The following is a 24,040-nucleotide window of genomic DNA, read 5'->3' on the forward strand; positions in this document are numbered from 1 at the left end:
GAGGGAAATTAAAAACATTTAAAAAATTTTAGTCAGCTTGAAATAGACAGGAGTTGTAATCGATATTGAAAACATTATTCCAAAATAAGTGGGGAGTCACTGTATTTGCCATTATATGTACCTTGCTATGGGGCAGCGCCTTTCCAGTTATCAAAATTAGCAATAGTGAGTTGCAAATCGCCCAAGGGGATACGGCAGCACAACTTGTTTTTGCTGGAATGCGTTTTTTGTTGGCTGGTCTCATCCTATTATTCTTCCTATTCCTTACCAACCGTAGCCTATTAAAAGTAAAGCGTTCTAAACTATTCCTATTATTTTTGTTGGGAATCGTTCAAACGACCGGTGTATATTATTTTTTCTATGTTAGTTTATCTAATGTTACAGGAATGGAAGGTGCAATTTTATCATCAAGTGAAATTTTTCTCGCGATGATTTTAGCCCATTTTTACTATAAAAATGACAATATGAATTGGAAAAAGACAGTGGGAATTATTGCAGGATTTGCGGGGATTGTTCTTGCAAATTGGGGGCAAAATGTTCAGTTTGATTTTCAACTTACCGGTGAAGGTTTTATGATCTTGTCGGGGCTCACAAGTGCGATTGCGGTGATTTTGACAAAAGAATTAGCAACAGATATCCCACCTTTAACTTTAACAGCATGGCAGTTAACCATTGGCGCGATTATCTTATTACTCATTGGTTTTCCACAAATAGGTGAAAACGCCATTGTATTTACCCCATTTGGCTTGGGATTGCTGATTTATTCTGCCGTTCTTTCTTCTGTTGCCTTTGCTCTATGGGCTGCCCTTTTAAAATATAATAAGGCCTCTGAAGTGAGTATCTATAAGTTTTTAGCTCCTGTATTTGGGACTATTCTTTCAGCATGGTTCATACCTGGGGAAGGTTTTAATCTGATGTTCATCATGGCTATTGGATTCGTAGCCTTTGGTATTATTATTATTAACTACACAAAAAAACAAACGTCTCCACCCTAGCCCTAAATTAATCATTACGTCAACTAATAGATATAAATTACCTATCAAATACTATATGGGTGTTGACTCCTCAAACACCCGTTATAATAATTTTAATCAGTGGTGTCTCTAGGAAATCAAGCATTTGACGATATTTAGGGATTCTCTCATCAATAATTTAATCCTTTTATGATTAATGTCCGTTGGAGTCCCTCTCAATAGATCCATCTATCATGAGAAGTTTTGAAATCCGATTTGGCGGAATACTTTATATTCTGCTAACCCTCTAATTCTGATTCCTACACATCATCTAAAACTACTAATAAATTGAAGAAAGGAATAGATATGTTTCACTGTCGGAATAGAATTATATAGGAAATAGTCATAGCTTAGTTTCATCATTAACACTATAGTGCTCGGTACCTGGTTCTAAAACAATTCGTAATTCGATAAGAACTGGATCATAGAAGATGAGCACCCTTCAGGTGTACCGTTTTTAATTTTCACTTCCAAAAGATACGAAAATTGAGTGATAATAAGAAGAAATCCATCGCTAATCTAACACAGTATTTCCCTTTCTCCCCCCGTTGCCGACAATACCTTGCATCTTCCCTCCCGTCTTCCAAATTCAATGAGAAACCGGCAATAAGGACGGCAATCAAACTCCTTAATGTTTTTTCCCGTTTGGTCTATTGGTAAGCAATCAATTTCATTTCCCTCAACCTCAAAATAGAACCTAAATCGAAATCGAAGAGGTGTCAGGCATCCTTTAATACTGAATTGTATGGGCACAAGTTGCTTGGTAAAGTATGTAAAACTAAAACAAGCTAAGTTGTTCTGTATTTCTTGTTGTTTCGCCTTTTTTATGTTTACAACGAGGGCACCAAGTACCACTTTTAATGTTGTTGGCATTTGCCTTCCAGGTATGTCCGATAGAGCACTCCCACAGCAGATGAGTACTGTTATTTATATACTCTGTTGAAAGACATCTCCCCCCTCGTTCTTTAGCAATGGAATGCATCTCTTCAATTTTAAGTCTACGCTTTTTCCCACTTTCTTTTTTAGAGCATATCTCACACCAAGTACCTCGTTTTACCGCATCAGGAGTTGCATCCCACTCATGCCCCTTTGCACACCGCCATCTTAGCTTTGTTCTATTATTAATATACTCGATCGAGAGGCATAACCCATTTCTGTCTCTAGCGATTTGATTCATTTCTTCTATTGTTAGTTTATGGCTTCCGTTACAAGTTGAACACCATTGTCCGTTCTTAACATCATTAGGTCGCATCTCCCATTGATGCCCATATTCACATTCCCAGAGTAATTTAGTTTTATTGTTATGATATCGTTTAGAAAGCAATTTTCCATTTCGAGCTTTAGCAAGATCTGAAAGTTCTTTTATCATGGGTGACTTTCGATAAAATCCCTTAAAATGAAAATCTTTTACTTCAATAATTGGTTTAATACCAAAATCATTTAGCTTTTTGAAAATAAAGGTCACTAGTTCAGTATCATCTGTGATGGTATAGGGAATGACAATCAATTTAATTCCCTTTTCATTACATAGCTGATGTTTCTGTTCATCATACTTTTTTCTTTTTATGAACTCATCATAAGTTCTATGAAAAAATTCTATGTACTCATAATGCTGAACGCCATTATATTCGAAGGCTACGTCTAACTCACTGTTATATCCATCCAACTCCAACCCATTTAATACTTTCTTCGTACTCTTGAACCGTTTGCCTGTAAGCTGCTCTAGTATATATCGGCACTTATTTTCATTAAGGTAAAAGTGACAATGAGGACACCAGTGACCATTTTTCACGTCATTTGCATTCATATCGAATGTATGTTCATTAGCACATTCCCAAGTAAGTTTTTGGTGAGCATTAATGTATTGATTAGATAGACACTTACCTCCTTTTGAAACTGCAATTTCTCTCATTTCTTCAATCGTATTATTCCTTCTTTTTTCTGCACCCCTAAGACGACCACAAATAGAACAAAAACCTCCATTATTGATAGATTGCATTACTCCTGAATATGACGCTGTAAAATAGTGGCCTTTTTCACAAATCCATTCAAGCGGGGTCATGTTATTTACATACTCTGTAGACATACATTTGCCACCATACTTTGCTGCCAACTCATACATTTGTTCTATGCTTTTTTTCACGTTTCCCGAACACTGTCTACACCATTGACCGTATCTGACCTTTGCTGGAACAGCTTCCCATCTATGACCTTCTGAACACTCCCATTCTAGTTTGGTTTGGCTGTTTACATATTTTTCTGATAAACACTTTCCTCCACGTGACGAAACTAGTAAATGCATATCTTCAATAGTTAGTTTGTTGCTTGCCAAAAGATTCACCCCCCTATTGTCCTACCGGGCCCTCTATCACCTTTGTTTTCTTGTAGCATCCAATTCATTAGATGCTTGCGATCAATCAACCGTACCTGGTTTGAACTGGCTAGTTTTTTAGCTTGTTCGGTAAAGAATCTATTAGTAATCACCCAGCATTCATCCGCTTTATAATGGCTTTTTGCTGAAGCTATTTCTTGTACAGCTTTTACACCAACATTTTTCTTATATCTCTTAGCTTCGACAATAATTTTCTTACCTTTTGTTGATAAAATTAGGTCCGACCATAGTCACCACTTGCTGGTGTTAATTGTACATAATAACCTATTGCTTTTAACAAGGCCTGAAGATATTCTTCAAATTTCCTGCCTGACATTTTATCAACCTCTAAAATACCTGACTTTTTGAGTTTTCCTTCCCCCAGCGTGTTAACTATCAATGCAAAAATTAGGGAACCGCCAAAAAATACTATTATTCCTAAAGTTAATAAAGGTTCAGCGGTTAACATAGATCAAAGTAAATCTAATCCCATTTTGAATCCATCAAAGAAATCCAGTCTCATACCACTCTACTCCTATTGATCTAATGCTTTTATTTAGATGAAATATTTTTCCGTGCTTTATGATGATCTAATACAATCATAAATAAACCCTTAGTGTAAGATACCAGGTTCCGGAACAATTCCGAATTCAATAAGAACCTGGCACCTTAAAATTAGGAAATTAATCGTTTTTTTTAGGTAAAGGCTTATGAAATAGTTCCGAATTCAATAAGAACCTGGTATCGAAAATTCAATCAATCCAGGTCAATTTATTATGTCATTAACGATCAGTGTAATGCGTTTTTTGCAAGGTCCTACTTAAGTATATAAAATGCTATATCATCTTCTATCCATCCCGCAGATGGTGTCTACTTTGCCCGCACTTGCTGGCTCAAAAATCCGCATTAAAAAAATGCACCAGTTCTGGAACAATTCCAAATTCAATGAGAACCTGGTACTTGAAATTAATCTATTTGTTCATGTGAATCTTTTTCGATAAGACTTTGAGGTTTGCTTTTAAAAATAACCGTACCTTCCACTAAATCAACCAATTTCCTTTTTGTCTATATTTTAACGTATCCAAATTAGTGATGAGGGGAATTTATATAGAAAAAATGAAGAGAAAAATTATTTCCTTCAAATAAAAAATACCCAGAAGCGGTATCAAACATATACTCTGCTGGAGGCTTAATGGCTCTTATTTGCCTTTTCTTTTACGTGACTTTCACTTCTTCCTTAACTCATAACGTTATCATTTTATTTCATCAATTACCTCTTTTATTTCCTGGTAAGCTGTTTCTAATAGCTGTTTTTCTGTATAAGGATTTTGATCATCTAGTATAACGCTGATACACGATAAGGGGTCTTCTAAGCTTGAAGATAAGGAAATATCATGTTCTGAAATATAAAGGTCGCACTCATGTTTACAAAACCCATTAGTACCCCAATCAAATACAGCAGAACTAGTAACATTACTACTCCCTATAATTGTTGCAGTCGGGCTATTTCCATCAAATTTAAATGCCATTTTAGCATGCCAAGGATTTGCTCTTCCTTTCTTCAACTTTGTCATGTTTGGTACATCATAGACAATTACTTGACTGGCATATTTGTTCTCTAGTGCCTGTACAAAGTTATAAAATTCACAATGATTACAATCCGTCTTTCCATCACAGCTTATAAAGTCAGCTCCTACTAGTATTATTTTATTTTTCATTGATGCAGACAGGAAGTAATCAATTGTATTTGATAGATCATTTACCATTGCAACTACATTTGATTGAAAATATCCTGATGATAGTACAACATAATTCCCTCTTGCATTTTTTACAAGATCTATTAAAGCTTTTCTATACATACTTTCCTCTGGTCTCATACGTAATAATATCTTAATAGACACCATTATCCCTCCTTTTTTAAGATATATGCTCACCCATAGAAAATATTACTAGAATAATAGGGCGTTCCTAACCTTGTAAATATAGAAACATATTAGGTCATTGTTTCATTTAAATGCATAGCCCTTTCTATAAAAGTCACAAAAAATTATAACCCACTAAGTGGCCGATTAAGCTAACCCAGTGGTTTTTGTTTTTGCATAATATATTCACTTTTTCCTGTTATGGGGCTTGCCCTTCTCCCTTAACCGCCACGCCATCTTTTCATTCCGAGTTGCTGTCAGTTGCATACCAAACTTCAAATCGCAGACAATTCTTCCCCCTGGATGAATTACTCCCTTTTCAACAATTCGACTAAAAATATCTGGATGGAATTCGATCTTATCCTTATCTATAGATTAAATGCCTGAATGCCTTCTATTTCTTCCAGAAACCATGCTAGGTCTTTTTCCGCTTCATGACCTCTTTGTTCTATATCCTCAAATCCATAAATCTAATTTTTCAAATCCACAATTTGGTCTGTTATAGCCTTTATCTGATTTGAATCACCACCATGCTTTTCACCATTCATCCTCTACCGTATCGTAGAGCTAATAATACAATTGTTGCATCTCTTCCTTAACTTGTTCTATCCTCTTCCGTTCGTTGCCATCAGGGGCATGGACTTTGAGTGCTTGCCTAATATTATCCTCAAATCCTTCATCCTTTTTTATTCCCTATAGGAGTATCCAAAGGGCTTAAACAGCTTTAATCTCTTTAGAAAATATGTACAACTTAAACTTAGGACAAATCGTTACCCTTGAAATCATGAAAGAATTTCAAGAAGTCGCGAAGCATTATAACCTACCTGTGTATCTGGACGGAGCGGGAATTTTTAATGCTTCTATAAAATTAGGGGTAGAGCCGTCAGAGTTTTGCATGTATGTAGATACTGCTCAATTTTGCCTCACAAAAGGATTGGGGTGTCCATTCGGGTCCGCTCTTGTAGGGACCAAAGAATTTATCAAAGAGGCAAAAATAAACTGCCGAAGACTTGGCGGAGGCATGAAACAAGCCGGAATAATTTTGAAGGGTACCAGGTTCTGAAGCAATTTGGAGTTCAATGAGAACTTGAAAATAGTGTTAAGTACTTTGTGATAAGATGAAGATAAAAACGGAGTGATTTGGATGGAATGTACAATTTGTGGAATCGCCCCGGTGCGCGTACAGTTCGACGGACAGCCGCTCTGTATGGATTGCTATAATGCTTCGATGGCGGAGGAGTTCGGGGTGGATCTCCCAAAGCTGCCTAAAATATTTTCCATGTACGATGAAAATGGTGTTCAACGTATTTTTGAAGTCGAACGTCAGATCATGGCTACGGCAATTTTGCTGACAGCCCGAGAACGATGGGAACATGGCTATGAATTTGCAGTGGATGGAGAGCTATTTGCCGATCAACATGCACTGTTCGACCAACTCAGAGAAAAGACCAAACGGGGCATGTCGAAGACTTATCTCGAAACAGGCGAGTATCCAAGTGGCGAGCCGTACATCACTGTCAAAGGCGATCACTTGAAAGGCGTGCTTTCCTATAGTGAAACCAACAGCGAAGCACCACTCGTTATCATAGACGGCAAACCATATACATGGAAAGAAGTCGGCCGTCTTTTGCAGGCATTTGAAGGCTTTCAGGTAAAGATTGAAATGAAGGATTTGGCGGATGAGTGGGACAAATGAAATTGTATGTATATTTCTAGTGCCGCCTGCCGAACTGCTGATCATAAATCGGATTCAAAATCGATGCGAAAAGAGGAGATAATACTTTGCGGACCATCAGTAAGCTTTTCTCTTTTTCATCACAAGATTAATAAAGTTGAAAAAACAGTCGCAATAGTAACAATTTATACAATGTAAAAAAGTCACAAAAAGCTACATGCTTTTGCACAATATAGACTGACGTATGAAAAATAAAACGGCGTCAGTTTCTTGGACAATTCGAAGTTCAAGGAGAACCTAACCACCAAAATGCTGAGTTTCTAAATTTAAATGAATCTTTCTTGTAGTCTGATAAACGTTACTGATTTCTTTCAAATACTGGAGTATACTTAATATACGAGTTTAGTCTGTCAAACTAACATTTTCGGGGGAGATCTTTTGAAACTTATTCGAGTCTTGTTAATCCTTTCATTACTGATGATTGCAATGCCAAATGGAAGCTTTGCCAATGATGATGTGAAATTCTTGAATTATAGCTACACTAAGGACCAATTAGATGCAGAACGATATTTAAACAGTATTCGGGCAGAATTAGGGCTATCTCCAGTCAAGATGAACCCTTACTTAACGATAGCCGCCACCAGCCATGCGAAATATATAGATATCAATAACACACAACTGGATGGTCTTTCTATCCATGGACAAACGCCCGGCAAAAAGGGATTTACAGGTGAAACTCCTACACAACGGGTGTCAGCTGCCGGAGGTAATATAAATGCAGGGGAAGTCATAGTTTCTCAACAATCATCATCAAAGGATGCCATTGATGTTTGGTTAGATACCGCATATCACCGTTCGCCATTGATTAATCCGAATACAACTGAAATTGGTGTCGGTTTATATAAAGGCAACGCCGTTATTAATATGACTTCAACTATGAAGAATACTAAAGAGCAAATTGCCATTTTCCCATACAACAATATGAAGAACGTCGAAATCGGGTTTTATGGACATGAAACACCAAATCCTTTAGAGCAATTTAAACTGGATAAGTCGGGTTATATCCTTTCATTTGCCCCTAATTTTTGGGTCGATGATGTTAAGGCAACATTGTCAGATAGCAAGGGGAATGAAATTCCGCTTTTGGTCGAGGCCACAGATGTGTGGTACTTTTTCCCGACTTATGAGCTTTCCTTTGATGAAAAATATACGATGGAAGTTTCCTACAAAAAAGAGAATCAATCAAAAATGTTTTCCAAAAAGTGGACATTCACTACAAAAAAGTTTCCCACCATATATTTTGGTAGCACTTTCCCGGGTGTGAAATTAAACAATAAATTTCAGAACGGCATATACAATATAGAGCGGTTTAATATGCGATACTTGTCCTCTACGGAGCTTTTAAAGCGTTTGAATTACGAGGTCAATGTTGATGAAAAAAAGAGGACTGCTACAATTATAACGCCTACTGATTCCTTTCTTATCCAAGCCAATAGTTTAAATGCAACAAAGAACAAGAGAATAATACCTTTGAAAAACAGACCTATTTATGAAAACGGGGATATCTATATTCATTTCTCCGTCTTAAAGGATCTATTTGGTATAACATCACAGTTTGACAATAAAAACAGCATTATTAGTATAACGGGAAAAACTCAAAAGATAATTGATCCGATGAGAAATTTTGTATCCCCAAATGAAAAGAAAATCGTTCACGTGGAAACAAATCTTAAGAAGGCTTTTTCAAACACAGACCTACATTTTAATTCCAAGAACTTAACAAATGACAAATCAATGGTTGAGTATAATATCTTTAATTCTTCCAATAAAACCGTTGCTAATATAAACCAATATAATACAAATGATTCCGGGTTTGATTTAAGTATTTATATAACCGATACAATGTCGCCCTATATCGATGAGGATTTGCTTAAAACACTGCAAAACCTAATTGAAATATTTTCAAAAAACGAAGCGTCACAATTTATTAATCAGATTCAATATCATATTAGCCATCCCCCCACTGGCAATATAGCACCGTGGATTAATTGGGAAGAAAATATAAACACGAAAATAAGAATGATATACTCTTATCCTGAAGATGCGATAGAATTTAATAAGAAAGAATGGTCAATCGAGATAGACATAACTGTGCCATTTTGACTAACGAAGAAAAACAAAAATAAGAATCCAGCCAGCCAAGTTTTGACTGGCTGGATTCTTATCTGTTTCTGGACAGGTACCCAAAAATGCGGTTCAGCCCCAAGATTAAAACTTAAACTCCATCCCCATTATCAATAGCCCACTATTAGGTGCATCAACTGTTTCCGAATACCCCGTAAACGTAAGTGTTCCTCTGATAGTTGTTCCCTTTAGGGTTAAGTTATTAGTGAGCATCACTGTTTCATAGCTGCCATAGCTGGTACCGGTTCTGGATGCTGGATAGTTCCCATAGGCTGCTTTCACATCTGCAATAGTGGAGGACCCAATGGTAATTCCTTTACCGTATGATATGGAAGCATCGGGAGATAGATTGTTATACAAGTTACGGAACTTGGCAGTTTGAGTCTAATCAGCACCATAGGAGACATCCATTAATAATTGGTTTGATGATCCTTTAAAAGCAGCTTCCATACGCCCCACATATTCCTTGACCGAAACAAAGTCTCCCATTTGTGTAAGATTTTTATAAAGATCAATTGTATTTCCAAATGGTGTGACTACAATGCCATCTGGACCGAAAAAACCTAATTCGTCCATTGTGAGTTTAATACCTTCTTTCTTCAACCGATCGTCTTCTTCTTTTTGTCTTCAACAAGGACTTTTTCTAAATTCTGCATTAAGGCTTGAGGATTACGAACAATTGTAGAATTCTTTGATATTAATGCGATTTGAAGTGAATTTGAAATTAAAGTCGCATTTTCTCCTGTATTGTTATGATCAAACAATGTATCCGCAGCGTAATAATGTTGTTCAGGTGTTTTAATATAATCGAAAACAACGATGATCTTATTGTACGGCTTCATGATAATAGTACTCGTAATCCTTAGCGCCAATTAGATCTGCATAAATCATGATAAAGTTCGCAACTAATTCATTCCGTGGCAATTCGCTATAATACGAAGAAATATCTACATTTTCACCTGTATTAACTGTTGCAGCAGCAAGTAGTAACTTGCATGTAAATAATCGTAATCCTTGTAAAGGCTATTGTGTGTCACTCTGTGTGTTTAACATTCAATAAGGAATTAAAAGGTACATGGTTCTGGAACAGTTCCGAATTCAATGAGAACCTGGTACCCGAAATTTAACGGATAGTGATTATCATAGAGAGCACGTCCCTCCCGAAAAACGGGTACGGTAAAAAGCCAAACATATCTGGAAAAGAATAAACACAAATAATTGCTAATATGAATAAAGAATTATATCGAATTCTTCTCTTGGTATCGGGGTATTAAAATCATTTTACAAAACAATATTACTTTAGAAACATAAGACAACCATTAGCTTGAATAGAATGATAGGAAAGCGATAGCAAACCCACAATATAATATTTTGTAGTTTTTAATAACCTTTATAGATGTGATATCTATATTTACATTACCTAGCCCATTTGAATACAGGCACTGTAATAAAGACCGCCGTCGCTATATAAGAATGTAATACTTTAATTTAAATTACAAAGGAGGATTTATTATGCCTAACTTAAAAGTGATCATGAATAAGTATGAACAAATGTATTTACTTATCTTATACCATTTTTTATCAAGCGGCGAGATTGAGAATATGAAAATATCGACTGTCGAGATACGGGACAAATATGAGGTTTACTTTAAGGACAGATACGATGATGGTTATAAAACATCAGTATTAGAAAGGATTGGATCTCTTTTAGATTATCTTAAAGGTGAAGGGGGGCTAATTCAAGAAGTTGGGCAGAGAGGATTTTAGGGTACTATTTATTTAAAAGCTCAGTCGCTCTATGATTGGATAGTTAGCTTAGAGAGGATATGATAAAAATGGATCTATTGATTTTCATTATTGGTGCTTCTGGTGAATTTATACCACATATTTATACACAGTTTTCTATTGCGTTTAAGGTATTATGGGAGAAGGTCCTATGTTCCTGTAGTTCCAGAAAACAAATCATCCAGTCAAACTTAAACTTGTCGCTTAAATAATAAAAACATTTAAAAAGGTAATAAGAACAATCTCGAATACAATTAAGGTCGGGACTTAGAACCATACCAGACTCGCAGGACCTATCCCTATTGTACTCTTATACTCCTATTTTTTAATAGGGTTATTTTTTCATTAAGTTAGTTTGTCGACCCAAGTTGTTACTTATAGATTAACTACTAATACACAATGTGTTGAATATTTTTTATATTCGATTCAATTATGTTTCCTGATATGGCAAAAGCCTTCTAACCGAAAGCGGTTAGAAGGCCTTTTTTCTCATTTACAGTCATTGGAATGACACGTTATCTAAAACAATACTCACGCTTCGGCACTGCATCGGAAATGGAGGGGGCTGCAAAATTAAGGTGTAAAACGATTGAGGAAGCAATAGGGAGATCTAATGCAACAGTACGCAGGGCAATCAGTAAGCTGGTTAGGCTGAATATTATTCAAAAGTTTCATTTTCTCCATCCTGTGAACGGAGGGATTGATGCTAATATTTATGTGGTTTTGCCGGTAAGGGCGTTATGAATTTTATGGAGGTTGTTTTTTTGAATTTAAATGCCCAGCAACTGGATTCAATCGGTGGCTGGGCGACATAATGAAACATTCATGATGGTTGAATCAAAAATCGCGGATTTCTGTCCAATTCTTCTTGTAGAAGGATGTATTGTTATCGATTCTTCCCTCTTATCTACTCTTCTCGAAAAAGGAAAATCATCATTTAACCAAAAGTTGTTCTGGGCTGGAACTTGTCACTAATTCATGTCACAATAAATTAATTGTGCAGTGGTATATTTATTATCGTTATTTACAGTTAGCAATACTGAATATGACCCCATATACCAGAATTAACTGATTATCGTTTCTTTAGTTGGAAGAACTAAGTATGGTTTTTCCAAATTCTTTTTCTGCCCTATTATGAATAACGGCATGCAAATAATTCATTTCAATCCAAGAAGGTGCTATTATGTTCAGGAGCGAGATCATACACCATAGACGTTTATTTAATATCGGTAAAGTAATAGGTCAAGTGTTATTCTCTCATAAATATTAATAGCTTATACAAATAACTTATTTGCATCCAATTTATAACCAGCATTCTTTAGTTCTTTAAATAATTCCATGTGCCAGCCGTTCCCTGAATTGTAATTAATATATACAACTCCTGATATATCATTTGGTTTTTCAATATCATCCTTAACCAAAGCACACACATTAGATCTCCCTAATCTTCCGATTAAATAGCCATGTTCGAATACAACGTTTTGTCTTGCCCTCATTTGGAGCTCTTCACTATCTTTAGCTTTTCCTAAATCACAAGGAGTGTAAAGTACAACTCCAAAACCTACATCTATGTGATTCTCTATTTTTTCAATTATCGTTGTTCCTCCACTAGCTTGTTCGTGTAGAATTATGGGTTTCAAATCTAACCTTTCCAAAAACCTTGCGACAGATAGTTTTACACTCTCATCGTGTCCATGTACTATAAATACTTTTTTATTATCGATTTCAACTAAGGGAGGACTTATAAAAAATTTGGGGGATTCATTGATTCTCGTTTTAGCTTCTTTCATTATTTCCGGTGTTACATCATGAGTAAATTCATCATCTCCAAATGCTTCCTCCTTTGTTACAATCCAAATTAAACCCGGGGATAGTTTATTTTCTTTTCTAAGCACTATTGTTTTTATAGGAACTTCCGTAGTTTTCACTACTATTCTAACTATATTTTCAGCTTTTAAAAAATAGCCATTAAATTGTAGTTCTTCTTTTTCTAAGAATGGTAGAACAATTTCTTCAATAATCTTATTTTTACTTTCCTTGTCATATTCATATAAATTTAGGTTTTGATTTGCACCTGGAATATCTGTTACTTCCATAAACACTTGATATAACATTCAATTGAATCCCCTTTTCGCAATAATTAACGTTAGATCCTAATAGCTGTTTCCTTAAGTGAAACAGCTAAGATAGTTATCCTAAAAAAGTGCAATTCGGCAGGGAATCCCCCTGTGTTGGTAAAAAACTTGTGCTCCCCTAAAATGTCCCTTGACGGATAAAGATTATCATAGAGAGCTCGTCCCTTCCGAAGAAACTCCGAAGAGTACAGGAAATTATCAGTATTAAAACGCTGACGTAGGGATTCCGTATAGCCAACGGGTAACGGGTATAGTCGACTTAATCACTATGACAGCATTATAGTTAGTCTAAGGTACCTTTTTTCCTATTGATTTAGAATTCAACGAGAACCTTCTACTCTAAATTAATATACCGATTGCTTGCCCCACGATGTGGAAAAGTTTTTTCATATTTCGAAAAAGCGCGGTTGGATGAGCACAATACTCCAGCTATTGTGCTGGGATAATCTGAAAATAGTAAACTGAACTAACGTTCTCGTTTACAGTTGTGTGGCAAAAAAGATATCACGAGTGGTAAAATCGGGTGGCTGTAATCAATAAATGTGAAGTAATGAGTTCCGACACATTTCCGAATTCAACGAGAAGCCTGCATTAATGCATGGAAAAAGCTCCCCGAAAAATACTTAGTTTAAACCGAATACATTTCTAATTTGCATAGCTGCATACTCTATTACTACTACCAAAGGAACAGAACCCAGTTCCAGCCCCCTGCTCTTGACACCTTAGAAAAGAAGCAGGCCGAACCTAAGGTGTGTGACGACCAGGTGCAGTCCGGTCTACCTGCATCCATGTTAACATATCACACAGGAATCTATTTTCACGTTTTCAATTATACGAGCTCTTTTATGCGATCCACCACCATCACTTTGCCATCAAGAAGTAATTCGTGTAACGGGTTCATGGAATTCTCGGAACTATAATAGGATTTAGCGTATGTTCGGATTTCATTAACCGATCGACAAACCGTCATATCGATCAGTGTCATATCACCTTTGTGAATAGAAGCACCACCTTCGACCTCGACCTGGTAAATATATTTATATTTCTGCCCCTCTTTATATTGCATGGCCAGTCTAATGTCATCGAATAAGTAAACTGCATTTAACCTGGACGGTTTTTCTGGATAATTTATAGCCCTAACTTCTTCAATGATCATCTCTCTCAAATATTGGGCGTGAGACATCGAATCACGTCGGTAATAGTCAGGGCTGGTTACTTTTTCCCCGTAACAAGGTAACAGGAACAATCCCTTAGGTAGTTCTACGTTTGTAACATGAAAGTATTCCAAGTAAATTTCCTCCCTTTTTTTTCCTTCTATTAGTTATTCCACAAGAGGATGGGAAATCTTTAATAACCTCATTTATTCAAATTATAGTTGCTCGGCAATATGGTCCAACTCTTGTGAAGGCTTTCATACATTATTTTTTACCGCCGTGCCTCTTCCGAAGTCATATTTTTCATTACAAGTATCACAATTGCTGTAGATTGACTTATCTCTATATCCAGGTATATCATCTTTTTCGTAAAAAACCTTTCCCTTACCGCAAGGACATGAATATTCCTCTTTAATAATCGAACCGCTCCCCGCTCCATAACCATCATGCTCGTATTCTTTACTTTCCACCAATTTTAGGCTAATAGACAAATATACCCCCTCCTTGTTTTGTATATCTTTCGACATAAACGGAGGAACCCCTTCTTTTTTCACAATTATGCTAAATGGTTCTATTCTTGTTATGGTGTAAACAAGCACATTATCGCAGATGCCTATTTCCACATTCCTTGGCATGCAAGCTGGACTAAAGTGCTCATCCGTTCACACTACATCAGATTATAACTTCGGCTACCCTATGAAAAGTAACCCTTCTTAAAAGGGGGCTCTGACTTTCATATAATCCTGCTTGTTAACTCTAAAAAAAGGTACCATGTTCCGGAACAACTCCGAATTCAATGATAACCTGGTACCCGAAATTGGTACCTGAAATTAATTCAAGATTAGCCATGCAATAATCTTCATAGATCAATAAACATGCAGGTAATCCAATGACAAATCTTGAAGTGAAAAAGGAATGGCAGGTTCGAATCTCCGACTTCAAGTCAGGCGGCCAGCGTGGAGCTGCATGGTGTGCTACCGATCAGATCAATCTCCACCGAGATGAGTGATTATTACAGGTTAACACATCAGCCTTCTTAACTGGGTATTACGGAGCGCAATCCCTTCATCGATTTGGCTTTCGGCCAGCCGCCTAACTGTCTACGCTTAAAGATGAAGGTTACCCCTCATCCTCCAAGACTCGCTACGGGCGAATGGCTAATTCTTACCCGGCGGGAATCCACCCGCTATATGCTGCAACCTTGCTCGGTCGCTCAACCTGGTACCCGAAATTTTTTTCTATTGGAACTAGAGTTAGTTATCTAGAAGAGGTGAAATTGAAGGCGATTAAAATGCGGTTAGCAGGTGTTCCTGTAGGCACCCATTTTTATTCCACTCTACTTTTTCTCTTTACTCTTATTTCCCACCCTTTTCTCAATGCTACGCTCATTAATCTTTTCGATATTAAAGCCGCGTCTAAACAAATATGCCCCATAAACCACAGCCGCAATTATTACCAAATTCAAAAAATGTATAGCACTCACCTTTCGTTCAGATAATATCCAAGTGTCTTAAAGGTATAGGCAGAATAATAAATCTCCTCCATTCTTCTTTAATTAGGTTTATCCCTTTTATCTCCTAAGCAAATAAAAGTGAGTGTCACTTTAAACTATAGCAAGTTGCTCTTTCTTAGCTGCTTGCTACTACTCTTGCAATGTCGACTACATTTTTCTGCCAGACACTTCAATATTATAAGAAGGTATTCCCTGGACTTCCCCAGTATGTTTCTATTTCGTTAATGTGCCTAAGATGTTTTCAGATTCGTTCAGCTGCTCCATTCTATTTATAGTAGCAATTCCCACCTTATGAAATTGTAAAGGTATCTGTACGAGAAACATTTATGTTAATTCAGATTAAAAACGGTACCAGGTTCTGAAGCGATTCCGAATTCATTGAGAACATGGTACTTGAAATTATTCCGAGGATTCAATCTATAGGCCATCAAAAACATATATTATTTCCTTGTTTTTGATAGCTTATAAAAAAAAGTCGGGATAAGTTCTGTTAGAGGAAGGTGTCCAATTCCATATGGAAAAGGACCCGACCTACTCGACCTGGAATAATTCTAAAATCATTGAGAACCTGGTACCCGAAATTAATTCTAATCATATCCGTAGTAACACCATAGTGTTTTGTCGTTTCCTCGACATCTTCCTTCACTATGTAATACTAAACAAGGTGCCAGACTCTGAAACAACTCCGAATTAAATGAAGAAAAGACCAAACGGGGCCTGTCGAAGACTTATCTCAAAACAAGAGAGTATCTAAGTGGCGTGCCGTACATCACTGTCAAAGGCGATCACTTGAAAGGCGTGCTGTCCTATCGTGAAACCCACAGCGAAGCACCGCTCGTCATCATAGACGGCAAACCCCATATACATGGAAAGAAGTCGGCCGTCTTTTGCAGGCATTTGAAGGCTTTCAGGTAAAGATCGAAATGAAGGATTTGACGGATGAGTGGGACGAATGAAATGAAAAAAGGTACCAGGCTCTAAAACTATTCCGAATTCACTGTGAACCTGGTATCCTATATCATTCACGATCAACAATAACGCTCTTCAAATTTCCTCCAAGCTTCAATGCTTTTTTCACTTGAAAGTTCTTGAATGAGTTGGGAATCAAATAGAATCTGAAAGGTGAATGGATCAATAATTTTTCTAATATCGCTATGAATCGGATCTTTAATAATTCTATGAAGCGAATTTACCATCCCAAATTCCGATACGCCAGATCCACTATATCGGATTTGAAAATCATGACTAAACGTTTCTATTACCTTTTCAGACATTGAACTATAAACCTCCGCTATTCCTCCAGGACCAAATTTATAGTTCTGTGCAACAATAAATTTCCCGGCTATTGCTTGCCAGGAAGACCATTTCTCATTTTTTTTAAAACGTATCTCAAAGATTGGATTAGCTTTTTCAAACATTGCTTTATTTGTGAGAATAGTAAAATCCCCAGGATACCCCGAACTTAATTCACCTCTTGTAAATGAACGAGATTCTTTGAAAGTACGAGAATAAATAGAGTAGACACAAAGTTCACTTTCATCTATCCCAAGAATATTACTCATTTGGACATTTTCCACCTTATCAGGAACAAAACTATCTATTTCAATTATCTGAACAAAGGGAGTATCGCTAAATTCACCGTTTATAATTTGTATGCCATCTTTTAAAATATTTCTTCCGGATATTATATCTGCTTTACTTGCTTGATGGACATTCAAATTATCTTCAGTAAAATCAAACAGTAAAGCTTTAATTTTATCTTGCATAATTTCTCTCCTTTAAATTTGATAATACTGCTTTATTATCCATAAGGGATGGATTGATTTTCATCAAAAGACTTAAACCTCTATCACTAATTAAAGAAGTAACATTACTTGCAAACTCTTTAACTTCTTCTCCAATAGGTTTTTTATGCTGGAATGAATGATTTTCAAATAAGAGTATTGGCTCATTTTCTTCAATAGTATATTCACTCACGTTTTTCTTGAAGTATTTCTCCAAATTAAATAAATGATAATTTTCCGCATACCATTTATAATCGAGATTACAATTTTCCTGGGCTATAATTTTTTTAAGATCTATTAATGTTAAATCCCAGTAATCACCTGTTCTTGAGTAACGACCTGCATTATATCCTTTTGGCACCATTATAAAATTCCCAATTGTATGTGAGTGCTCGGCGAACTTTTCTAATGCTTTATAAATTGATTTGTCCTTTAAACTCATTTCCTCATACCATCTATTGATGTTTTCCAGAAAATAAATATCTCTATAAACATCTTCCGTTTCAGTTAATTCATATTTCTTTATATAGTTTTCCACCCAATACGGCTCCACATATTTTAGGACGTCTCTAAGAAAACTATTAAATGTAGTAGCGAATGAATGCATAGTGTCTGTTTCTAAGTTAATTTCATCATTAATTATGAATCCCCTAATTCCGTTATATTGCAAACTATCGACTTCTGTAATCAAAGATTCAAATAAAACTGTTTTCACTACCTCCGTAGTATCACAATCAAATGAAGTTGTGTATAGACTTAATTTGGGTTTGGTGGCGATTTTATAACGCAACCAGTTATTAATAAATTCCGTCTTCTCATCTTGGTACTCAAGAGTTATCTGGGAGTCTTTAAAGTAATCTTTCTTTAACTCCAACTTACTTTTATCTAGGATAGCCAATTTCTTCATATCAAATAGAAGATAGTCTTGAATTTCCTGCCAAGACGATTGCTTATTTAAACTTTTTATCCCATTAATAAATTCAGACTTGTTCATATCTACACATCCTTGTTTGGTTTACCTGTAGAATTTCTCCTTATAGCAATTGCTTTTGTACAATAGTGATGGTGTTGGCAAGGTATCATGATTAGTGGCGAATGTTCGCTGCCTTCGGACTTTTTCTCATCTCCTATTGACACTATTCGCCAAGAAAGGTGAAAATCCTCCCATAATAAAAATACAGTCTGAAGGATATGCGAAGTAACGATCCCGCATTAAATTACCCAGCAACATAATCAACTCGGTTGCTGGGTATTTTGTGTCAATGCATGCGCAGTGGACACCCATGATTATTGTAGCAAATTAACTGAATTCAACCACGCACAGGTACCTCAAAAGCCCTTCCCCCTCTCCAACAACTCCCTAATCTTCTGCAACACCCGCTCCCTTCGCTTCTTCACTCCAGGCACCGAAATGCCGAATCTCTTTGCACATTCAGCCTGACTGCATGCATCTATAAACAGCCATTGAAGTAATTTCCTATCGTTTTCTGTTAGTGATTCAATCACATTCTCGAGACGTCCAATCCCACAATTCTCCTCCGTCTCATTCACATCGATCAAATAAGTCAACTTATCAACTCCAGTAGGCATGTGATGTTCCTCAAATCGGTTTTCCTTCCTCATCTCGTCCATCATCGCACCACGAATCGACCGATAGGCGAACGGTGTGAAATCCCCTTTCTCGTCATCAAACCGTTCCCATGCCAGCCAAAGGGCAACCCTTCCCGTTTGCCGAAATTGTTCATGCCCGCGATAAATATTCAACTGTCGAATACAAGCGGAAATCATTGGTTCATATTGAGTTAACACGTCTTCAAAATTCAACACTTGGTTGACCTTTCCGATCGTGCACGATTCAGTTTATTCCCGGGTACCTCCATCATAGAAGGAACGAACTATAGACACCAATGAGCATTTATGACGTTTGGCTTACCATACTTGGTATATAAATAGGGCATTCAAGGTCTTTTGTAGACAATTTTTAAAATAAATATGTATTTTCGACATTTTTAGACTATTATTCTATAAAGCAATAAGATAAAATAAAAGGTGAAGTGATTAGAAAGGAGGATATAGCATGATAGATGATAGTTTACTACTTGATCATCGGGCTTTGGCACTTGAAAAAGTCAGCTCAGGGAAGTATCTGTCCAAGATTATTACATTGCACGGAATCTATTTATCGGAAACATGTCCTATCGAACTACTTAACAGGGCATGCTTGCGCTACCACTCAACCAAGAAAGGGCGCAAGGAGGCAGTTAGAACACTTATGGACTTCGGCAAGAAACCACCATTCCTCATCTCAGACGAAGTAGGTGTGTTTCCGACAAAGGCTTCAAAACATCCTGATTGCGTTTGGATCTTTGGTCATTTTTTTGCTACAGAAATGGTGGATAAAAAGAATACGAAACTTACTTTCAAAAATGGAATGACCATAAATGTAAAAGAATCTCTCTACACAATCAAAAAACAGAAGTTGCGGCTCCACACACTACTCAGCCATGTACAACAATCCAAACGTCAATACATATCCGAACAGCCAATGTTTGTTGTAAATGACCCAAATTCAAAATACAATGCCGCCAATTAATATTTATTCATAATCCAATAGGAAAAGGCACTACAGTCCACCAAAATCTGTAATGCCTCTTTTTTATGTTGTAAATCACTTTCCTACTCCCCAAAAACAACTTTTTAAAATAAATTCTTCCACACAGTATCCCTTTCGCCCCCACACATCTATATAGAAGGTGAAGGGGGATATCTAAATGTTACATTACTTAAAACAACACTCTCGTTTCAACACAACCGAAGAATTGGACGCAGTCGCAGAGCAGCATGTCACACGCCACTGGCATGAAATGACGAAATCGAATCGCCAAGTGTTAGAGATCATCCGCCGCTATTCAGTCAAATACGGAGCAGCCCATTTGAAGCATGAAACGATTGAGGCCGCCACAGGTAAATCAAACATCACTGTCAGACGCGCCATCCGGAAACTTGTCCAGCTTGGCATCATCGAAAAAGTCCGCTACATCCGCCCAGTAATGAGCGGGGTTGGAGCCAACATCTACACCATTTTACCCTTCGATGACCAGGGGATAATGGTCAGTCGGGATGATGACAATAAACCGCATGACGATGAGGAAAACAAGGAGATGTCCAAGGACCAAGCTCTTCTTTCTAAATCTCTATTAAAACCTAAAGATCTTACAAACACGTCTCCAGTGGAGTCGCAAAAGTTATCCACAAGCCTATTCAGTCGGATGAAAGATTTCCTTGCCGGAACAATCGGAGAGAAAAAATTAGCCCGTGAATTCTATGGAATCCACAGAGCCATTTCAGGACGGATGTTGAAATTTGAGATTTATAAGGACGACAAGCATGTGTTCGAGGACCTTGCCTATCGTGCGCTGATGATCACTGTCATGGCAACAAAAAAGAAATCAATCCACAACTTGCCGGGGTATTTTAAAGGTGTGTTGGACAAGTTAATCGATGATAAATATTTCAATAATATTTTCATGCTGTATGATGTGCCGGTGCAGGAGTTTGATTGTCCTTAATGGGTATTTGGGCTTATTTATAAAAAACTTTCTCAGGGATTATCCTTTTTACCTTCTGCTATCTATATAAGAGGTGAAGGAGGAGTTAACATGACCCATCATCTAAAACATTAAAAAAGGTACCAGGTTCTGAAACAATTCCGAATTCAATGAGAACCTGGTACTCGATTATGCTTTATCTTTCCTGCTAATTTTTCTTTAGACAAGATCTTAGATAAATTTTCAATTACACCTATGTTAATGCCTTGCTTGTAAAGATTGTCCGGGTCGAGGTCTATTTCTTCTGGCCAGCTAACTGATTCAAGCTCCGGGTCAACAAATACCTGTTTAAAGAACTCAGAGTCCTTAAGTTTTTCCAGTACACCTTTCATATGAGGCTTTATATCAACAATCTTCTTCTCTTCGTTGTCAAAGGTGATATATAGCCAGCCGTCAGGAAGTGGTTTTACCGATTTGACTAAAACCATTTTAAAACCTCCTCAGTAGAGTGGTGGAATTTTGTTGGGTGCTTTCCCATCACGGCAATCGTTCCACCCTTTCATAATATCATCTCGCCATTTTTCCAGCCATTTTACCACATCATTGTCTTTACTTGAAGGTAATGGGCTATCACCTTTCAGGTATTCCCAGTTGCAATTTCAATTCTTGTTCTATATTCCCCGACAACATGAAAATGTGGCGGGTCATGATCGTTGTAATATAGCACTACTGTAACGCCACCAAATTTACTAATTTTAGGCAACATCGTACACCACCTTCTAGTATATGACAAAAATTCAGCGAGACTCTGACAACTCCTCCCCCCTCTCCCGACAATACCTCGCATATTCCCTCCCCGTCTTCTCCCACCCAACCGGCAATAAGGACGGCAATAACTTCAGATTCAAAAACGCATGGGGGCTATTCTGTTCATAAAAGTAATATTGATAGGATGAGTAGCGATAGTGTTCCATCGAATTAACCATCGGCTCTTTCGTTTCAATCGGGTTCCTATGTATATACGATCCAACATTCAATAAACCAATTGAATCGACAATCTCTTTTGAGTAATACCTGTTTTGATAGATTTGACCAACATAGTTGTATTTTTTGCGGTAATAGTCACTGTACCGACGATTGAGACGCATCATGATTTTCCCAAGCGGAACGAGGCGTGAACGAATCAGCAGGTGGACATGGTTGGACATGATGCAATACGCAAATAGTTCGAATGGGTATTTGCCATTTACAAAGTTCAGGTTCCTAAAATATTCATACATATCTCGTTCAGTATTGAATATGTTCTGTCGATTGTTGCCCCGGACAATGATGTGATAAAAACCGTTCGGATGCCAATCCCTCTTCTTATTAGCCACCGACAACTACCTCGGACTTATTTCCATGAATGGCTGATGCAATCCGTAGGCAATCTATCGCTTCTGAAATAGAAGCCTCGCTGATGGATTGTTCACCCGCCAAGTCCGCAATTGTTCTTGCAACCCTGATCAGTTTCACCATTGTTCGATTGCTCCATTTTTCTCTGAAACAAATGGATTGGATGAAACGTTCCTGCTCGTCTGACAGCATGGTTGCTGCCATAAGCTTGGATACCGGTACATTCCCATTTAAGTGAACGGAGGAATATCGCTTTCTCTGTATTTCCCTTGCAACAGTGACACGTTCACGGATGACAATAGAAGACTCTGCTTGTCTATTATTAAATACGCCTACACTTTTTAAGGTAAGGATAAAATCAATCCTGTTCAATAAAGGCCCAGAAGCTTTCAACTGATAAGATCTAATTTGTGCAGGTGTACATGTGCAATATTTCTCATTGGATCCAAAATAACCGCACGGGCAAGGGTTTGTGGCTGCTACTAAAATGAAAGCAGAAGGGTACGTCACGGATTGTCTAACTCGATTAATCGTCACTTCCCCGGACTCCATCGGTTGACGTAGCATATCAAGTGTCTTCCTCGAAAACTCGCCTAATTCATCCAAAAATAAGACACCTTGGTGCGCCAGTGAAATTTCACCTGGTCTAGGAAACGTCCCTCCTCCTATGAGCGATACGGAAGAAGCGGAATGATGCGGAGCACGGTACGGCGGTCGTTTCGAAAACCCTCTTTCTTCTTGTGCCAAATGATAGATTCCATAAGTTTCAAGCATACTTTCATCGGACAAATCAGGCAGGATGGTGTGAAAAGCGTCCGCAAGCAATGTTTTCCCACACCCCGGTGGTCCATTCAACAAAACATGATGGCCTCCCGCGGCTGCAATCTCCATTACCCGTTTCGCCTCTTCATGGCCACGCACCGCGGAAAAATCAGCAGTGGGCAAATCTTCATCCACTTGCCCGTCCGTGGAAACAGTATGGAATAGAACATCAGGCAACGAAATTGTCTGTTGCCCCCTTAAATAAGCCAAAAGATCTTTCACCGAATGAATCGGGACAAACTCCACATTTGGCGTAGCTTGAAGATAGCTTGTGTCGATTGGGGGAATAACGATTCTTTTGAACCCCAACACTACCGCTTGTTGGATTGCAGGGATTAAGCCATGAAATGGCAGCAGCTCCCCCGATAATGACAATGCTGCAAGAAAACAGGTCTCGGAATCAATCGGTATCGGTTCAAGTTCAAGCTTTTTAAGTACTGCAAGAAGCATCGCACAGTCATGCCCTGTCCCGGATTTTCGCTTGTCCGGTGGAGAAAGATGGATCGTTAGCCTCTTCAAACTTATATCAATAGCAAGCACATTTAAACAACTTAATATCCGGTCTTTCGATTCTTTCATCGGGGCATCCGGCAAACCGATTATGACACAGGCCTCTTTCTCATCTCGAACATTAGCCTCCACCATCACTCTATGCCCTTTCATCCCCTCCAGCCCAACGCTCAATACATACCCCACAACCTCACCCCTATTTCTTTTCCCTCACCATACGATAGATCGG

At 37.6% G+C, this 24,040-nt stretch carries 22 protein-coding genes and 2 pseudogenes; 8 read left to right on the forward strand and 16 right to left on the reverse strand.

Translation table 11 applies throughout. The features are described 5' to 3' along the window. The first annotated feature begins 65 nt into the window (after positions 1-65). Complete coding sequence (locus tag P5G49_RS00180; RefSeq protein ID WP_301241378.1) at positions 66-995, forward strand: DMT family transporter; 930 nt, start codon at positions 66-68, stop codon at positions 993-995. A 796-nt stretch (positions 996-1,791) separates the two neighbouring features. Here the strand turns inward: P5G49_RS00180 and P5G49_RS00185 are convergent. The 4 genes from P5G49_RS00185 to P5G49_RS00195 all read right to left on the reverse strand — a co-directional run bounded on the left by P5G49_RS00185 (position 1,792) and on the right by P5G49_RS00195 (position 5,285). After that, complete coding sequence (locus tag P5G49_RS00185) at positions 1,792-3,345, reverse strand: PDDEXK family nuclease (RefSeq protein WP_301241380.1); 1,554 nt, start codon at positions 3,343-3,345, stop codon at positions 1,792-1,794. Between the two features lie 5 nt (positions 3,346-3,350). After that, a complete protein-coding gene (locus P5G49_RS17465; protein WP_363322148.1) occupies positions 3,351-3,620 on the reverse strand; it encodes a restriction endonuclease in 270 nt (89 codons plus the stop codon). Beyond that, positions 3,620-3,853 carry a restriction endonuclease gene (locus P5G49_RS00190; protein WP_301241382.1) on the reverse strand — a complete coding sequence of 78 codons (234 nt, stop codon included), beginning with the start codon at positions 3,851-3,853 and terminating at the stop codon, positions 3,620-3,622. The genes P5G49_RS17465 and P5G49_RS00190 overlap by 1 nt, the downstream gene beginning before the upstream one ends. A gap of 784 nt (positions 3,854-4,637) precedes the next feature. Continuing rightward, on the reverse strand, positions 4,638-5,285 hold the full coding sequence (locus P5G49_RS00195) for a hypothetical protein (RefSeq protein WP_301241383.1): 648 nt from the start codon (positions 5,283-5,285) through the stop codon (positions 4,638-4,640). Between the two features lie 748 nt (positions 5,286-6,033). Here P5G49_RS00195 and P5G49_RS17470 point away from each other — a divergent pair. From P5G49_RS17470 to P5G49_RS00205, 3 genes are all read left to right on the forward strand, one after another. After that, positions 6,034-6,369 carry a beta-eliminating lyase-related protein gene (locus P5G49_RS17470; protein WP_363322149.1) on the forward strand — a complete coding sequence of 112 codons (336 nt, stop codon included), beginning with the start codon at positions 6,034-6,036 and terminating at the stop codon, positions 6,367-6,369. 81 nt (positions 6,370-6,450) lie between these two features. Beyond that, positions 6,451-7,002 carry a DUF7713 domain-containing protein gene (locus P5G49_RS00200; RefSeq protein WP_301241385.1) on the forward strand — a complete coding sequence of 184 codons (552 nt, stop codon included), beginning with the start codon at positions 6,451-6,453 and terminating at the stop codon, positions 7,000-7,002. Between the two features lie 417 nt (positions 7,003-7,419). Continuing rightward, positions 7,420-9,144 (forward strand): CAP domain-containing protein, encoded by a 1,725-nt coding sequence (locus P5G49_RS00205; protein WP_301241388.1) that lies wholly within the window; start codon positions 7,420-7,422, stop codon positions 9,142-9,144. Positions 9,145-9,549: 405 nt separating this feature from the next. On the opposite strand, the gene P5G49_RS00210 is transcribed toward P5G49_RS00205, so the two are convergent. Further along, positions 9,550-9,768, reverse strand: a complete 219-nt coding sequence (locus tag P5G49_RS00210) for a hypothetical protein (protein WP_301241389.1) — start codon at positions 9,766-9,768, stop codon at positions 9,550-9,552. Then, a complete protein-coding gene (locus P5G49_RS00215; protein WP_301241390.1) occupies positions 9,765-10,007 on the reverse strand; it encodes a hypothetical protein in 243 nt (80 codons plus the stop codon). The genes P5G49_RS00210 and P5G49_RS00215 overlap by 4 nt, the downstream gene beginning before the upstream one ends. Positions 10,008-10,677: 670 nt before the next feature. Here P5G49_RS00215 and P5G49_RS00220 point away from each other — a divergent pair. Continuing rightward, a complete protein-coding gene (locus P5G49_RS00220) occupies positions 10,678-10,932 on the forward strand; it encodes a hypothetical protein (protein WP_301241391.1) in 255 nt (84 codons plus the stop codon). Between the two features lie 1,292 nt (positions 10,933-12,224). Here the strand turns inward: P5G49_RS00220 and P5G49_RS00225 are convergent. From P5G49_RS00225 to P5G49_RS00240, 4 genes and pseudogenes are all read right to left on the reverse strand, one after another. Beyond that, positions 12,225-13,064, reverse strand: a complete 840-nt coding sequence (locus P5G49_RS00225) for a TIR domain-containing protein (protein WP_301241392.1) — start codon at positions 13,062-13,064, stop codon at positions 12,225-12,227. A 134-nt stretch (positions 13,065-13,198) separates the two neighbouring features. Then, positions 13,199-13,330 (reverse strand): annotated as a pseudogene (locus P5G49_RS00230) (UDP-glucose 6-dehydrogenase); the annotation flags it as partial. A 584-nt stretch (positions 13,331-13,914) separates the two neighbouring features. Then, complete coding sequence (locus P5G49_RS00235) at positions 13,915-14,373, reverse strand: DUF2441 domain-containing protein (protein WP_301241393.1); 459 nt, start codon at positions 14,371-14,373, stop codon at positions 13,915-13,917. Positions 14,374-14,496: 123 nt separating this feature from the next. Next, the gene (locus tag P5G49_RS00240) at positions 14,497-14,766 is read right to left on the reverse strand and encodes a hypothetical protein (RefSeq protein WP_301241394.1); all 270 of its coding nucleotides are present in this window, start codon (positions 14,764-14,766) and stop codon (positions 14,497-14,499) included. A 1,855-nt stretch (positions 14,767-16,621) separates the two neighbouring features. Between P5G49_RS00240 and P5G49_RS17535 the strand changes: the two are divergent. Beyond that, positions 16,622-16,708: pseudogene (locus P5G49_RS17535) on the forward strand (DUF7713 domain-containing protein); the annotation flags it as partial. Between the two features lie 72 nt (positions 16,709-16,780). Here P5G49_RS17535 and P5G49_RS00245 read toward each other — a convergent pair. From P5G49_RS00245 to P5G49_RS00255, 3 genes are all read right to left on the reverse strand, one after another. Next, entirely contained in the window at positions 16,781-17,518 is a 738-nt protein-coding gene (locus P5G49_RS00245; protein ID WP_301241395.1) for a hypothetical protein, read from the reverse strand. Further along, the gene (locus tag P5G49_RS00250; RefSeq protein WP_301241396.1) at positions 17,508-18,530 is read right to left on the reverse strand and encodes a hypothetical protein; all 1,023 of its coding nucleotides are present in this window, start codon (positions 18,528-18,530) and stop codon (positions 17,508-17,510) included. Before P5G49_RS00250 ends, P5G49_RS00245 begins: the two co-directional genes overlap by 11 nt. A gap of 335 nt (positions 18,531-18,865) precedes the next feature. Continuing rightward, positions 18,866-19,363 carry a sigma-70 family RNA polymerase sigma factor gene (locus P5G49_RS00255; RefSeq protein WP_301241398.1) on the reverse strand — a complete coding sequence of 166 codons (498 nt, stop codon included), beginning with the start codon at positions 19,361-19,363 and terminating at the stop codon, positions 18,866-18,868. 250 nt (positions 19,364-19,613) lie between these two features. Between P5G49_RS00255 and P5G49_RS00260 the strand changes: the two genes are divergently transcribed. Next, positions 19,614-20,129, forward strand: coding sequence for a competence protein ComK (locus tag P5G49_RS00260; RefSeq protein WP_301241399.1), 516 nt, complete (start codon positions 19,614-19,616; stop codon positions 20,127-20,129). 178 nt (positions 20,130-20,307) lie between these two features. Beyond that, complete coding sequence (locus P5G49_RS00265) at positions 20,308-21,105, forward strand: helix-turn-helix domain-containing protein (protein WP_301241401.1); 798 nt, start codon at positions 20,308-20,310, stop codon at positions 21,103-21,105. A gap of 146 nt (positions 21,106-21,251) precedes the next feature. Here the strand turns inward: P5G49_RS00265 and P5G49_RS00270 are convergent, their stop codons facing one another. From P5G49_RS00270 to P5G49_RS00280, 3 genes are all read right to left on the reverse strand, one after another. After that, positions 21,252-21,572: a DUF2442 domain-containing protein gene (locus P5G49_RS00270; protein ID WP_301241402.1), complete on the reverse strand. Its 321-nt coding sequence runs from the start codon at positions 21,570-21,572 to the stop codon at positions 21,252-21,254. A 309-nt stretch (positions 21,573-21,881) separates the two neighbouring features. Next, positions 21,882-22,460 carry a transposase gene (locus tag P5G49_RS00275; protein WP_301241403.1) on the reverse strand — a complete coding sequence of 193 codons (579 nt, stop codon included), beginning with the start codon at positions 22,458-22,460 and terminating at the stop codon, positions 21,882-21,884. Then, complete coding sequence (locus tag P5G49_RS00280) at positions 22,453-23,997, reverse strand: YifB family Mg chelatase-like AAA ATPase (RefSeq protein WP_301241409.1); 1,545 nt, start codon at positions 23,995-23,997, stop codon at positions 22,453-22,455. The genes P5G49_RS00275 and P5G49_RS00280 overlap by 8 nt, the downstream gene beginning before the upstream one ends. Between the last annotated feature and the right edge of the window lie 43 nt (positions 23,998-24,040).

The sequence above is a fragment of the Sporosarcina highlanderae genome (genome assembly GCF_030433715.1).
Classification (GTDB): Bacteria; Bacillota; Bacilli; order Bacillales_A; family Planococcaceae; genus Sporosarcina; species Sporosarcina highlanderae.

Bases quoted from the DNA above. Each gene is read 5' to 3' on its own strand.
- P5G49_RS00190 (WP_301241382.1), bottom strand. From the start codon at position 3,853: ATGTTAACCGCTGAACCTTTATTAACTTTAGGAATAATAGTATTTTTT.
- P5G49_RS00200 (WP_301241385.1), top strand. From the start codon at position 6,451: ATGGAATGTACAATTTGTGGAATCGCCCCGGTGCGCGTACAGTTCGAC.
- P5G49_RS00215 (WP_301241390.1), bottom strand. From the start codon at position 10,007: ATGAAGCCGTACAATAAGATCATCGTTGTTTTCGATTATATTAAAACA.
- P5G49_RS00220 (WP_301241391.1), top strand. From the start codon at position 10,678: ATGCCTAACTTAAAAGTGATCATGAATAAGTATGAACAAATGTATTTA.
- P5G49_RS00225 (WP_301241392.1), bottom strand. From the start codon at position 13,064: ATGTTATATCAAGTGTTTATGGAAGTAACAGATATTCCAGGTGCAAAT.
- P5G49_RS00240 (WP_301241394.1), bottom strand. From the start codon at position 14,766: ATGTCGAAAGATATACAAAACAAGGAGGGGGTATATTTGTCTATTAGC.
- P5G49_RS00245 (WP_301241395.1), bottom strand. From the start codon at position 17,518: ATGCAAGATAAAATTAAAGCTTTACTGTTTGATTTTACTGAAGATAAT.
- P5G49_RS00250 (WP_301241396.1), bottom strand. From the start codon at position 18,530: ATGAACAAGTCTGAATTTATTAATGGGATAAAAAGTTTAAATAAGCAA.
- P5G49_RS00260 (WP_301241399.1), top strand. From the start codon at position 19,614: ATGATAGATGATAGTTTACTACTTGATCATCGGGCTTTGGCACTTGAA.
- P5G49_RS00265 (WP_301241401.1), top strand. From the start codon at position 20,308: ATGTTACATTACTTAAAACAACACTCTCGTTTCAACACAACCGAAGAA.
- P5G49_RS00270 (WP_301241402.1), bottom strand. From the start codon at position 21,572: ATGGTTTTAGTCAAATCGGTAAAACCACTTCCTGACGGCTGGCTATAT.